This window comes from Kitasatospora herbaricolor (assembly GCF_030813695.1).
Taxonomy (GTDB): domain Bacteria; phylum Actinomycetota; class Actinomycetes; order Streptomycetales; family Streptomycetaceae; genus Kitasatospora; species Kitasatospora herbaricolor.
Genome location: NZ_JAUSVA010000002.1, coordinates 998,221 through 1,010,680, shown reverse-complemented (window position 1 = coordinate 1,010,680; position 12,460 = coordinate 998,221). Strand labels below are relative to the sequence as shown.

The following is a 12,460-nucleotide window of genomic DNA, read 5'->3' as shown; positions in this document are numbered from 1 at the left end:
TCCGGGTGCCCGTTCGGGCAGTCCGGCCTGCCCGATGGGGCAGCGGCGCATCCGCCGGCCATCCACCGTGGACCCGTCGGCCACCTGCCGAGGACCCGGTGGCGGGTGCCCGGCAGGTGGCCGACGGGGCGGTCAGGACGCAGCCGGCACGGGCTCCTTGACCTCGCTGAGCGGCGCCGCCAGCGATTCCAGGCTCCGCCGCTCCGCCTTCACCCCGATCGCCGCCTCGACCAGGCCGGCCGCCACCATCAGCCCCGCCCCGATGCAGAACGCGAGCGTCGTGTCGGACGGCTTTCCGCTGCTGACCAGCCCGTTGAAGAGCAACGGCCCGCTGATGCCGCCGATCGCCGTCCCGATCGCGTAGAAGAAGGCGATGCACAGCGCCCTGGTCTCCAGCGGGAAGATCTCGCTGACCGTCAGGTAGGCGGCGCTCGCACCGGCCGAGGCGAGGAAGAGGACGGCCGTCCAGCAGGCGGTCATCGTGCCGGCACTCAACGAACCCTGGTCGAAGAGGTACGCCGTGCCGAACAGCAGGGCTCCCGAGCCGATGTAGCAGCCGGCGATCATGGGCTTGCGGCCCACCGAGTCGAACAGGTGGCCCAGCAGCAGGGGGCCGAAGAAGTTGCCGACCGCGATCACCGCGAAGTAGTAGCCGGTGTCGCCCTCCGGAACGTCGAAGAAGGTGGTGAGGATGACGGCGTACCCGAAGGTGACCGAGTTGTAGAGGAACGCCTGGCCGACGAAGAGCGCCAGCCCCAGCACGGTGCGCCGGGGGTAGCGGGTGGTGACGGTCCTGGCGATGGTGACGAATCCCAGTGGCCCCCGCGGCCGGATCCGGATGGCCTTCTCGGTGACCGCGGGGAGGCTCTCGCCGGTCTCCCGTTCGATGGTCCGCTCCACGTCCGTGACCAGCCGCTCCGCCTCCTCGGCCCGGCCGCTGGTGATCAGCCACCGGGGGCTCTCCGGGACGTGCCGGCGGACCAGCAGGATCACCAGCCCGAGCACCACCCCGATGCCGAAGGCGAGCCGCCAGCCGATGTCGGTGGCGAACAGGGCGGTGTTCAGCAGGGCGATGGAGGCGAACGCGCCGATCGCGGCGCCGATCCAGAAGCTCCCGTTGATGATCAGGTCGATCCGCCCGCGGACCCGCGCGGGGATGAGCTCGTCGATCGCCGAGTTGATCGCCGCGTACTCGCCGCCGATGCCGAACCCGGTGAAGAAGCGGCAGACGAAGAAGAACCAGGCGCTCCAGGAGAAGGCGGTCAGGGCCGTCGCGGCCAGGTACACCGCCAGCGTGATCATGAACAGCTTCTTGCGGCCCAGCCGGTCGGTGAGCCAGCCGAAGAACAGCGCCCCGCTGCAGGCGCCCGCCACGTAGATCGCGGCCGCCATGGTGGTGACCTGCGCGGTGGAGATGCTGATCCCGCTGCCCGACTCGGCGAGCCGGCCGGCGATGTTGCCGACGATCGTGACTTCGAGGCCGTCCAGGATCCAGACGGTGCCCAGGCCGATCACGATGCGCCAGTGCCAGCGGGACCACGGCAACCGGTCGAGCCGCGCCGGCACCGAGGTCTCGACGACATCGGCGTCCGCCGTAGACGGCTTGCCTTCGTGCTCCCGGCGCGTCGGTGGATTCTGCGATGCGGCCATGACGGACCTCCGTACCCGTGCGTGTCCCGGCTGTGGGGCGGCGTCTGCCCGACAGGGCGCCGCCCCACACATGGGACCGGGCGGAGTGCCTTCAGGCACCGCGGGGGCGGACCCACCGCGAGCAGCCGGTGGCTGTCGACGAGCAGACGGAGCGGCGCCCGGCCCGCCGCAGAGCAGGCGGAACGTGCCGGCTGCACCTCCGCGGCAATCCGTGCCGCCGCGAACCGGACCGGCCGGCGCCGGGGCGCCTGCCGTCCGCCGGGCGGGGTACGCCGGGGATCAGGCTGCCGGATCGGCCCCGGCGAGACGGTTGATGTCCTTGGGGCGCAGGATCCGGGTGCCGGGATCCACGCCCGGCGTGGCCAGGGCGATCATGGCGCGGCCGAGCTGGTCGCCGGTGTTGACCAGGTTCGGCGCCACCTTGCGGAGCAGGAGCAGCAGCGGCCCGGCCACCGCGTAGACCGTCCGGTAGAGCCGGGTCTTGGAGACCACCCCGTGCTGCGGCGCCACGATGCCGGGCCGGACCATGTACGCCTGGAACGGCAGCCGCAGCAGCTCGTTCTCGGTCCGGCCCTTGACCCTGGCCCACATCGAGCGGCCCCGCTCGGTGCTGTCGGTGCCCTCGCCCGAGACGTAGACGAAAGTCAGCGCGGGGTTGGCGGCGGCCAGCGTGCGGGCCACCTTGAGCGTCAGGTCGTAGGTGATCCGCCGGTACGCGTCCTCCTTCATCCCGACCGAGGAGACGCCCAGGCAGAAGAAGCACGCGTCGTAGCCGGCCAGGCCGAGGTCCGGCGCGCCGAGGTCGGACGGGTCCGGCTGGAGGACGTCCCGCAGTTTGCGGTGCGCCAGGCCGAGCGGCGTCCGCCCGATCGTCAGGACGCTTTCGACGGAGTCGTCCCGCAGGCACTCGCGCAGGACGGCCCGGCCGATCATGCCGGTCGCACCGAAGATGATGACGTTCACGGGCCCAGCCTAGGCGCCGGCGGGCGGGACCCGGCGGACCGCCGGGACCGCGTCGCCGCGCACCCGCGCACCCGCGCACCCGCGCACCCGCGCACCCGCGCACCGGCGGACCGGCGGACCGCGGTCGGCCGTCCGCCGGGGCCCGGCTACCGCAGGCTGCGCAGGTACTCGCGGTTCATCGCCGCGATGCTCGGCAACGGGATGCCCTTGGGGCAGGCGGTGGCGCACTCGCCGGTGTTGGTGCAGCCACCGAAGCCCTCGCTGTCCATCGCCTCCACCATCGACCGCACCCGGCTGCTCCGCTCCGGCGCGCCCTGCGGCAGCACGTTCAGGTGCACCACTTTGGCGGAGGTGAAGAGCATCGCCGACCCGTTCGGGCAGGCGGCCACGCAGGCGCCGCAGCCGATGCACTCGGCGTGCTCGAAGGCGGTGTCGGCGGCCTCCTTGGGGACGGGCGTGGCGTGCGCCTCGGGGGCGCTGCCGGTGGGGGCGGTGATGTACCCGCCTGAGCCGATGATCCGGTCGAAGGCCGAGCGGTCCACCACCAGGTCCTTGACCACCGGGAACGCGGCGGCCCGCCAGGGCTCCACGTCGATGGTGTCGCCGTCCTCGAAGTGCCGCATGTGCAGCTGGCAGGTGGTGGTCCGCTCCGGGCCGTGCGCCCGGCCGTTGATGACCATGCCGCAGGCGCCGCAGATGCCCTCGCGGCAGTCGTGGTCGAAGGCGACGGGGGTGTCGCCGCGCAGGATCAGCTCCTCGTTGAGGGTGTCCAGCATCTCCAGGAAGGACATGTCGGGGCTGATGCCGCCGACCTGGTAGGTGGTCATCGAGCCGGCGGTGTCGGGGCCCGCCTGGCGCCAGATCCGCAGGGTGAGGTTCATGCGTAGCTCCGCTGGGTGGGGTGGACGTACTCGAAGTCGAGGTGCTCGCGGTGGAGCACGGGCGGGGCACCGGTGCCGGTGAACTCCCAGGCGGCGGCGTACGAGAACTCCTCGTCCCGGCGGGCCGCCTCGCCCTCCGGCGTGCGGCTCTCCTCGCGGAAGTGGCCGCCGCAGGACTCGGTGCGGTGCAGGGCGTCCAGGCACATCAGCTCGGCGAGTTCGAAGTAGTCGACCAGCCGGTTGGCCTTCTCCAGCGACTGGTTGAGCTCCTGGCCGGTGCCCGGCACCTTGATCCGGCGCCAGAACTCCTCCCGCAGCTGCGGGATCCGCTCCAGCGCCCGGCGCAGCCCGGCCTCCTCGCGGGCCATCCCGCACTCCTCCCAGAGGAGTTCGCCGAGTTCGCGGTGGAAGGAGTCGGGGGTGCGGTCGCCGTCGACCGCGAGGATCAGGTTGAGCCGGTCGGTGACCTCGGCCGTGACCTCCTCGATCGCGGGGTGGTCCGCCGGCACCGGCTCGGCGGTGTGCCGGGCGAGGTAGTCGTTGAGGGTGGCCGGGAGGACGAAGTAGCCGTCGGCCAGGCCCTGCATCAGGGCGCTGGCACCGAGCCGGTTGGCGCCGTGGTCGGAGAAGTTGGCCTCGCCGATCGCGAACAGGCCCGGCAGGCTGGTCTGCAGGTCGTAGTCGACCCAGAGCCCGCCCATGGTGTAGTGGATCGCGGGGTAGATCCGCATCGGCACCCGGTACGGGTCCTCGGCGGTGATCCGCTCGTACATCTCGAACAGGTTCCCGTACCGCGCCTCGACCTGCTCGCGGCCGAGCCGGGCGATCGCGTCGGCGAAGTCCAGGTAGACGCCCTGGCCGCCGGGCCCGACGCCGCGCCCCTCGTCGCAGACGTTCTTGGCGGCGCGGGAGGCGATGTCGCGCGGTACCAGGTTGCCGAAGGAGGGGTAGATCCGCTCCAGGTAGTAGTCCCGCTCCTGCTCGGGGATCTCCGCCGGCGGGCGGGTGTCGCCCTTGGCCTTCGGCACCCAGATCCGGCCGTCGTTGCGCAGCGACTCGCTCATCAGGGTCAGCTTCGACTGGTGGTCGCCGCTGCGCGGGATGCAGGTCGGGTGGATCTGGGTGAAGCACGGGTTGGCGAAGTGCGCGCCACGGCGGTGGGCTCGCCAGACAGCCGTCGCGTTGGAGTTCTTGGCGTTGGTGGAGAGGTAGAAGACGTTCCCGTAGCCGCCGCTGGCGAGCACCACGGCGTCCGCCAGGTGGGTGGAGATCTCGCCGGTGACCAGGTCGCGGGCGACGATGCCGCGGGCCCGGCCGTCGATCACGACCAGGTCGAGCATCTCGGTGCGCGGGTGCATCTCGACGTTGCCGGCCGCGATCTGGCGGGAGAGCGCCTGGTAGGCGCCGAGCAGCAGCTGCTGCCCGGTCTGGCCGCGGGCGTAGAAGGTGCGGGAGACCTGGACCCCGCCGAAGGACCGGGTGTCCAGCAGGCCGCCGTACTCGCGGGCGAACGGGACGCCCTGGGCGACGCACTGGTCGATGATCTCCACCGAGACCTGGGCCAGCCGGTGGACGTTGGACTCGCGGGCCCGGAAGTCCCCGCCCTTGACGGTGTCGTAGAACAGCCGCCGGACGGAGTCCCCGTCGTTGCGGTAGTTCTTGGCCGCGTTGATGCCGCCCTGCGCGGCGATCGAGTGGGCCCGGCGGGGGGAGTCCTGGAAGCAGAACTGCACGACGTGGTAGCCCTGTTCGGCCAGGGTGGCGCCCGCGGAGCCGCCCGCCAGGCCGGTGCCGACCACGATCACGGTGTGCTTGCGGCGGTTCGCCGGGTTGACCAGCTTCGCCTCGAACCGCCGCTGGTCCCAGCGCTGTTCGATCGGCCCGGCCGGGGCCTTGGTGTCGACGACCGGCTCGCCGACGGTGTAGGCGGCGTAGTCGGTGGGCGGGGCGGACTCCGCGGAGGGGGCGGGGCCGCCGGGGCCGGCGGCGTTGCTGGGGGTGTCGGGCGTGTTCAACTCACCACTCCGGTCATGACGGCCACGGGTACGGACAGGAAGCCGGCGGTCAGCACCAGGGCCAGGCCGTTGGCGGTGGCCTTGAGCGCGCGGTCCCGGCGGGCGTTGTTGGCGCCCAGGGTCTGGGCGGCGCTCCAGAAGCCGTGCCGGATGTGCAGCCCGACGGCCAGCATCGCCACGATGTAGATCACGCAGCTGTACCACTGCGAGAACGAGGCCACGATGTTCTGGTACGGGTGCCCCTCCTCGGCGCGCGGGTTCACGGTGAGGGTGGTCAGGTCGAGGATGTGCCAGACGATGAACAGGGCCAGGATGATCCCGCCCCAGCGCATGGTGCGGGTCGCGTAGCTCGCCCGCCGCCGGCGGTGCGCGTACCCGGTCGGCCGGGCGGCGAGGTCGCGACGGCTCAGCTGGTAGGCGGCCACGCCGTGCAGGCCGACGGCCGCCAGCAGCCCGAGGCGGGCGATCCAGAGGAACCAGCCGTGCCCGAGGAACGGCTGCCCGAGGGTGCGCAGCCAGGCCGCGTACCCGTTGATGTCGTCGGGGCCGAAGAAGACCTTGAGGTTCCCGAGCATGTGGAAGACGAGGTAGAGCAGCATGACCAGTCCGCTGACGGCCATCACCGCCTTCTTGCCGACGGTCGACCGCCAGAGGGTCTCCAGAGTGGACGGTTTACGGCCCGTCCGAGTCGCCTGTGCCATACCGACCACGGTAGGAACCGCCGGACGGTGCGTCCAAGACATGCTGCGGCTGGTGACCATAGCCCTGGCCTATCGTGGGAGGTGTGCAGCTCCAGCAACTCCGCTACTTCGTCGCCGTCGCCGACGCCCGGCACTTCACCCGGGCGGCCGAGGCCGAGCATGTCGCCCAGCCGTCGCTCTCCCAGCAGATCCGCTCGCTGGAGAGGGAGTTGGGGGCCGAGCTGTTCCACCGGGCCCGGGGGAACATCGCCCTGACCGACGCCGGCGACGCCCTGCTCCCGCTGGCCCGGCGCATCCTGGCCGACACCGAGAGCGCCCGGCTGGCCGTGCAGGAGACCGTCCGGCTGCGACGCGGCCGGGTCCGGCTCGGGGCGCCGCCGAGCCTGTGCACCAGCCTGGTGCCGGACGTCCTGCGCGGGTTCCGGGACCAGTACCCGGAGGTCACGCTGGTGGTGAGGGAGGGCGGCTCGCGGGACCTGGTGCGCAGCCTCGGCGCCGGCGAGCTGGACCTGGCGCTGATCATCGCCTCGCCGGCCGGCGAGGCGCTCGGCCCGGCCCTCGCGGTGACCGAGCTGCTGCACGAGGAACTGGTGCTGGTCTCGGCCGGCGCCGGCCCGCGCCGCCGGCCACGGATCCGGGTCGAGGAGCTGCGGGAGCAGCCGCTGGTGATGTTCCGGGAGGGCTACGACCTGCGGGAGACCACCATCGAGGCCTGCCGGGCCGCGGGTTTCGAGCCGGTCTTCGCCGTCGAGGGCGGTGAGATGGACGCCGTGCTGGGGTTCGTCCGGGCGGGCCTGGGGCCGGCCGTGCTGCCGGGGATGGTCGCCGCGCACTCGGGGCTCGTCGTCAGGCACTTCTCCGGCACCGGGCTGGGGCGGACCATCGCGGTCGCGCACGGGCGGGAGGTGCCGCTGACCAGGGCCGCCGCCGCGCTGCGGGCCGCCCTGCTGGAGCATCTGCGGGAGGCGGCCCGGACGGGTGGGCTGCCGCCCGGCACGCGGTTGCTGCTGGACTGATCGCGCTGGGAGCGCGCGGGGTTCGGGCGGTGGCCGGGTGGGGTCGGGTGGGTCCCGGGCGGCCGAATATGCAACCCGATGGTTGCGTCTGCGTCGGGAATCGTGCGACCATCGAACCAACGTTTCCGGGGAGGGGTACGGCATGGTCGCTGACCGAATCGAGCGTGAGATCGTCATCGCGGCGCCGCCCGAGCGGGTCTGGGCCGTGCTCACCGACCCGGCGTTCCTGGGCACCTGGTTCGGCGGCGGCGCCCCGGCCGACCTCGACCTGCGCCCCGGCGGCCGGCTGGTCTTCGACCGGCTGGGCCAGGGCACGATCCCGGCCCGGATCGAGCGGGTCGAACCCCCGCGGTGCCTCGCCTACCGCTGGTCGCAGGGGCTCCCCGGTGAAGAGCCGGACGCGGGCAACTCCACCCTCGTCGAGTTCACCCTCGTCCCGGACGGCGCGGTCACCAGGCTGCAGATGGTGGAGAGCGGCTTCGCGGGCCTGGACACCACCCAGGACGTCCGCCGGGCGCGGCGCGAGCAGAACAACGCGGGCTGGCACCACAAGCTCGCCGAGCTGCGGCAGCACACCGAGCAGCTGGTGGTATGACGCCCGCCCCCGACGCGGTGGACCGGGTGCTGGTCGCCCTGGCCGACCCGATGCGGCGCCGGATCCTGGACGGACTGGCCGCCACCGGCGACGCCACCGCGACCACCCTGGCCGCCGGGCTGCCGGTCAGCCGGCAGGCCGTCGTCAAACACCTCGCCGTCCTCGGCCGCGCCGGCCTGGTGCTCGCGCTCCGCTCCGGGCGGGAGGTGCACTACCGGCTCTGCCCGCAACCGCTCGACGCCACCTCGCGGTGGATGGCCGGGCTCGCCACCGCCTGGGACGGCCGGCTGCAGGGCCTCAAGCACCTCGCCGAAGCGGCCCGGGACACCGGCGCCGCCGTCCCGGCCGGGCTGTCCGGACCGGTGGCGCAGCCCGGACAGCCCGAGCAGTCCGGGCTGCGGGCGCAGCCCGGGCGGTCCGGACGGGCGGAGCGGACCGGCGCCGCCGTCCCGGCCGGGCTGTCCGGACCGGTGGCGCAGCCCGGACAGCCCGAGCAGTCCGGACAGGTGGCGCAGCCCGGGCGGTCCGGACGGGCGGAGCGGACCGTGGACCGGGCCCCGCAGCCGCCGGCCGGCACCGGCCCCGCCACCGCGACGGCGCACGAAGGCCCGGGGACACCCCGGGCCTTCGCCGCTACCGGGGTCAGGCGGGGAGGATCGCCTCGATCGCCTCGACGACCTCCGGGGCCAGCGGCTCGGTGCGCGGGCGGATCCGGGCGGCCACCGTGCCGTCCGGGGTGATCAGGAACTTCTCGAAGTTCCAGCTGATGTCGCCGGCCTCGCCCGCGGCGTCGGCGGCCTTGGTCAGCTCGGCGTACAGCGGGTGCCGGTCGTCGCCGTTCACGTCGGTCTTCTCGAACAGCGGGAAGGAGACCCCGTACGTGGTCGAGCAGAAGGTCTGGATCTCCTCCGAGCTCCCCGGCTCCTGCCCGGCGAACTGGTTGGAGGGGAAGCCGAGGACGCTGAAGCCCCGCGCCCCGTACTGCTCCTGCAGGCTCTCCAGGCCGGCGTACTGCGGGGTCAGCCCGCACTTGGAGGCGACGTTGACGATCAGCAGCGCCTTGCCCTTGTAGTCGGCCAGCGAGGCGGCCTCGCCGGACAGCGTGCGCAGCGGGATGTCGTACAGGCTCACGAGGGTGTCCTTCGGTCGGTCGGGTCGGTCGGGTCGGTCGGGTCGGTCGGTACGGATGGTGCCATGGCGCACAACCACGACCGGGACCGGCATGTTCCGCCCCGGCGGCCCCGATCCGCGCGCGGTGCGCCGCCCCGCGCCGGGTACTTGCCGACCGCAATGGCTGAGATGGTGTGCGAATCGCCCGAACCGTGACCTACCGGTGCCTCAGAACGGGAACCCGCAGGCCGCGCGCCGCGTCGATTGCAGAGGCCGCACCACCGTGCGGCGCAGGTGGAGGCAGGAACGAACGGGGGGCGGTCGCGATGGACGCCGACGCTGCGGGCAGGAACGGCGAGGACGCGGGGCAGGCCGACGGCACCGGCGGCTGGGTGCTGCCCGGCTACACGCACGGCAGGGAGCTGGGCACCGGCGCCAGCGGCCGGGTGGTGCTGGCCACCCACGACGCCACCGGAACCCCCGTCGCCGTCAAGTACCTCAACCGCGCGGCCGGCGGCGACAACCTGCGGGCCGAGGCCGAGGTGCTCGGCGGGCTCCGCTCGCCGTACGTCACCCGGCTGTACGAGTACGTGGAGAGCAGCCAGGGCTGCGCCATCGTGATGGAGCTGGTCGACGGCCTCGCGCTGCGCACGCTGCTGCGCGAGGAGGGCGCCACCACCCCGCGAGCCGCGCTGGTGGTGCTCAAGGGCTCCCTGCTCGGCCTGGCCGCCGCCCACGCGGCGGGCGTGGTGCACCGCGACTACAAGCCCGGCAACGTGCTGGTCGCCGCCGACGGCAGCTCCAAGCTGGTCGACTTCGGCATCGCGGTGCGCAGCGGCGACGACCGCGACATCTCCGGCACCCCGGCCTACCTGGCGCCCGAGCAGTGGGCCGGCCGGCCCGCGTCCCCGGCGGCGGACGTCTACTCGGCGACGGTGACCTTCTTCGAGTGCCTGACCGGCGCCCGTCCGTACGACGGCGCCACCATCGCCGAACTCGCGGTGCAGCACACCGAGGCCCCGATCCCGGACGAGCTGGCGCCCGCCGAGGTCCGGCCGCTGATCAGGGCCGGGCTGGCCAAGACCCCGGCGTCCCGCCCGGACAGCGCCGCCAGCTTCGTCACCGAGCTGGAGGCGGTCGCGGTGGCCGGCTACGGGCCGGACTGGGAGGAGCGCGGCCGCGCGGAGCTCGCCGCCCTGGTGCTGGCGCTGGCGATGCTGCTGCCCTGGGGCGGCGCGGGGGCCGGCGACGGCGGTACGGCGCTGGCGCACACCTCGCTGGCGCAGAGCAGCCTGCCCCCCGCCGGCGCGGGCGCGGGCGCGAGCGGGCTGCGGACGGCGCCCAGGCTCGGCAGGCGCGCCAAGGTGCTGGCCGGGGCCGGGGTGGGCCTGCTGGTCGCCGGGTCCTTCGCCGGGGTGGCGGTGGCCGGAGCGGGCGAGCGGGACGCCCGCACCGTGCTGGCGGCCCCGTCGCCGGAGGCCACCACGGTGATCGGACCGGGGAGCCTGCCGTCCGGGACACCGACCGCCACGGACGGCCCGACCCCCACCGGCGAGGCCTCGCCCTCGCCCGGCCCGACGGAGTCCGGCTCCCCGTCGCCCTCGGCCTCGGCGTCGGCCGGCCCGGTCGCCACGGCCACGGCCACCACCCGGCCGACCACCGCCGTCCCGACCGCGAGCGGCAAGCCCTCGGCGCCCGCCACCTCGCCGGCCCCGCCGACCCCCAGCGCCACCACCCCGAGCGCGACGGTGGCGCCCCCGCCGGTGAAGGCCCGGGTCACCGGGCTCAGCCTGGACTCGCTGACCTGCGGGGGCCGCTACGACACGGTGGGCACGGTGACCGTGCAGACGGACGGCGCCGCCGACGTCGTCCTGACGCTCAGCTGGACCCACCGGGCCAGCACCACCGCGCCCAACGTGGTGGCGGCCACCCAGACGGTGGTGATCCCGAAGGGGTCGACCGGGCTGAAGGCCGTCGCCTACCCGCACGCCTTCGGCTCCGCCGACACGTACCCGATCTGGGGCCTGCAGATCTCGACCAACCCGACGGCCGACCCGAGCCGGACGGTCAAGTACCGGGAACTGTACGCCTACACCTGCAACCCGCCCCGCTGAGCCGGAACCACACGCCCAGGAGGGCAGCATGACCACACCGGGAAAACCCCCGACCGACCCTGACGAGGCGCTCACCGTCCGGCTGGACGAGGAGGCCGCCGAGCGGACCGCCAAACTGGGCCGGGCGTCAGGCGCCACCGCGCCCGGGGCGCCGGCTCCGTCCGCCGGACCGTCCGACGACGATGCCGCCACCGTGTTGGACCCGACCGCCTGGGCCACCGCCGCTCCCGCGCAGCCGGTCGTCCCCGCGCAGCCGGTGGCACCGCCGCAGCCGATGGCGCTGCCGCCGCTGGTGGGCGGTACCCGGACCCTCGGCACCTCCGGTGCGGCGGAGGACGCCACCCAGCGGCTCGACGCGCCGGTGCCGGCCGGCCATTTGGCCGCTCCGGTGCCGTTGCCGACCGCCGCCCCCGAGGACGAACGGCCGCTGGCCGAGGGTGAGTTGCGCCGCTTCGGCCCGGGTGTTCCGGCGGCGGCCGCCGCGGTCTGGCACGGCGAGGTGGAGCCGGAGCGGCCGGTCCGGCGCAAGGGCCGGCGCCGGCTGCTCGCCCTCGTCCTGCTGCTCGCCGTGCTGGCGTTGCTCGCCTGGCGCTGGTACACCCCGCCGCTGGCCGTCAGCTCGGTCACCGTCGCCACCGACCCGGCCGGCCCGCCGTGCGGCGGCGCCGCCGTCGTCACGGCCACCGCGCAGACCAACGGCCGTGCGGGGAACATCCGTTACCGCTGGGTGCGCAGCGACGGCAGCTCGTCCGGCGAGCTGGTGCAGTCGGTTCCGTCCGGTACCCGGCAGGCCGACCTGGTGCTGCGCTGGACCTTCGACGGCCACGGCACCATGCAGGCCACCGCCACGGTCGAGATCCTCTCCCCGGGGCAGCGGACCGCGGCCGCGAGCTTCACCTACTCCTGCCCCTGAGGGGGCGGACCCCGCCCCGCCGGAGGCCCGGGTCCCGGGCCTCCGGCGGTCAGAGGGTGATCTGGTAGAGGATGAACCCGCGGTTCTCCGCCACCTGGTCGTAGAGCCGGCGGGCGGTCGCGTTGCTCTCCTGGGTGGACCAGTACACCCGGCTGCAGCCGCGCTCGCGGGCCCGGTCGGTGACGGCGGCGATCAGCGCCCGCCCGACGCCGCGGCCGCGGACCTCGGGGGCGGTGAACAGGTCCTGGAGGTAACAGACGTCCGGTGCGGTGGTGCTGGCGTGCACCAGGAAGTGCGTGATGCCCACCAGCCGGCCGTCGAGCCGGGCGCCGAGGGCGTGCAGCACGGTGTCGTCGAGGAACGCCGTCCAGGCCCGCTCGTACATCTCCGGCGTGATCTCGCGCCGGTAGAAGTCGAGGTACCCCCGGAAGAGCACCTCCCAGTCGGCGCGGTCCTCCGGGGAGAGCCTGTCGATGCTGACGCCGTCCTGAGTCATGGGTGC

The 12,460-nt window shown here is 73.9% G+C and carries 11 protein-coding genes and 1 pseudogene; 5 read left to right on the top strand and 7 right to left on the bottom strand.

The genetic code is table 11. The annotated features are described in order from the left end of the window. Positions 1–132 precede the first annotated feature (132 nt). The 5 genes from J2S46_RS04855 to J2S46_RS04835 form a co-directional block, all read right to left on the bottom strand. Entirely contained in the window at positions 133–1,650 is a 1,518-nt protein-coding gene (locus J2S46_RS04855; protein WP_191293808.1) for an MFS transporter, read from the bottom strand. A 279-nt stretch (positions 1,651–1,929) separates the two neighbouring features. Then, a complete protein-coding gene (locus J2S46_RS04850; protein WP_191293809.1) occupies positions 1,930–2,613 on the bottom strand; it encodes a Rossmann-fold NAD(P)-binding domain-containing protein in 684 nt (227 codons plus the stop codon). 146 nt (positions 2,614–2,759) lie between these two features. Continuing rightward, positions 2,760–3,494, bottom strand: a complete 735-nt coding sequence (locus J2S46_RS04845; protein WP_191293810.1) for a succinate dehydrogenase/fumarate reductase iron-sulfur subunit — start codon at positions 3,492–3,494, stop codon at positions 2,760–2,762. After that, a complete protein-coding gene (locus tag J2S46_RS04840) occupies positions 3,491–5,509 on the bottom strand; it encodes a fumarate reductase/succinate dehydrogenase flavoprotein subunit (protein ID WP_191293811.1) in 2,019 nt (672 codons plus the stop codon). Before J2S46_RS04840 ends, J2S46_RS04845 begins: the two co-directional genes overlap by 4 nt. Further along, the gene (locus J2S46_RS04835) at positions 5,506–6,210 is read right to left on the bottom strand and encodes a succinate dehydrogenase cytochrome b subunit (protein WP_191293812.1); all 705 of its coding nucleotides are present in this window, start codon (positions 6,208–6,210) and stop codon (positions 5,506–5,508) included. The genes J2S46_RS04840 and J2S46_RS04835 overlap by 4 nt, the downstream gene beginning before the upstream one ends. Before the next feature lie 83 nt (positions 6,211–6,293). Between J2S46_RS04835 and J2S46_RS04830 the strand changes: the two genes are divergently transcribed. The 3 genes and pseudogenes from J2S46_RS04830 to J2S46_RS04820 form a co-directional block, all read left to right on the top strand. After that, positions 6,294–7,226, top strand: a complete 933-nt coding sequence (locus J2S46_RS04830) for a LysR family transcriptional regulator (RefSeq protein WP_191293813.1) — start codon at positions 6,294–6,296, stop codon at positions 7,224–7,226. A gap of 142 nt (positions 7,227–7,368) precedes the next feature. Then, positions 7,369–7,821 carry an SRPBCC family protein gene (locus tag J2S46_RS04825; RefSeq protein WP_191293814.1) on the top strand — a complete coding sequence of 151 codons (453 nt, stop codon included), beginning with the start codon at positions 7,369–7,371 and terminating at the stop codon, positions 7,819–7,821. Next, a pseudogene (locus tag J2S46_RS04820) lies at positions 7,818–8,138 on the top strand (ArsR/SmtB family transcription factor); the annotation flags it as partial. The gene J2S46_RS04825 and the pseudogene J2S46_RS04820, both read left to right, overlap by 4 nt. Before the next feature lie 325 nt (positions 8,139–8,463). On the opposite strand, the gene J2S46_RS04815 reads toward J2S46_RS04820, so the two are convergent. After that, complete coding sequence (locus tag J2S46_RS04815) at positions 8,464–8,952, bottom strand: glutathione peroxidase (protein WP_073923641.1); 489 nt, start codon at positions 8,950–8,952, stop codon at positions 8,464–8,466. Positions 8,953–9,257: 305 nt separating this feature from the next. Between J2S46_RS04815 and J2S46_RS04810 the strand changes: the two genes are divergently transcribed. Both J2S46_RS04810 and J2S46_RS04805 read left to right on the top strand, forming a co-directional pair. Further along, entirely contained in the window at positions 9,258–11,045 is a 1,788-nt protein-coding gene (locus tag J2S46_RS04810) for a serine/threonine-protein kinase (RefSeq protein WP_229913293.1), read from the top strand. 28 nt (positions 11,046–11,073) lie between these two features. Then, positions 11,074–11,958: a hypothetical protein gene (locus J2S46_RS04805; RefSeq protein WP_191293816.1), complete on the top strand. Its 885-nt coding sequence runs from the start codon at positions 11,074–11,076 to the stop codon at positions 11,956–11,958. Positions 11,959–12,007: 49 nt separating this feature from the next. Here the strand turns inward: J2S46_RS04805 and J2S46_RS04800 are convergent, their stop codons facing one another. Beyond that, positions 12,008–12,454 carry a GNAT family N-acetyltransferase gene (locus J2S46_RS04800; protein WP_191293817.1) on the bottom strand — a complete coding sequence of 149 codons (447 nt, stop codon included), beginning with the start codon at positions 12,452–12,454 and terminating at the stop codon, positions 12,008–12,010. Positions 12,455–12,460: the final 6 nt, after the last annotated feature.

Coding starts and splice junctions, on each gene's coding strand:
- J2S46_RS04855 (WP_191293808.1), bottom strand. CDS start 1,650: ATGGCCGCATCGCAGAATCCACCGACGCGCCGGGAGCACGAAGGCAAG.
- J2S46_RS04845 (WP_191293810.1), bottom strand. CDS start 3,494: ATGAACCTCACCCTGCGGATCTGGCGCCAGGCGGGCCCCGACACCGCC.
- J2S46_RS04835 (WP_191293812.1), bottom strand. CDS start 6,210: ATGGCACAGGCGACTCGGACGGGCCGTAAACCGTCCACTCTGGAGACC.
- J2S46_RS04825 (WP_191293814.1), top strand. CDS start 7,369: ATGGTCGCTGACCGAATCGAGCGTGAGATCGTCATCGCGGCGCCGCCC.
- J2S46_RS04810 (WP_229913293.1), top strand. CDS start 9,258: ATGGACGCCGACGCTGCGGGCAGGAACGGCGAGGACGCGGGGCAGGCC.
- J2S46_RS04805 (WP_191293816.1), top strand. CDS start 11,074: ATGACCACACCGGGAAAACCCCCGACCGACCCTGACGAGGCGCTCACC.
- J2S46_RS04800 (WP_191293817.1), bottom strand. CDS start 12,454: ATGACTCAGGACGGCGTCAGCATCGACAGGCTCTCCCCGGAGGACCGC.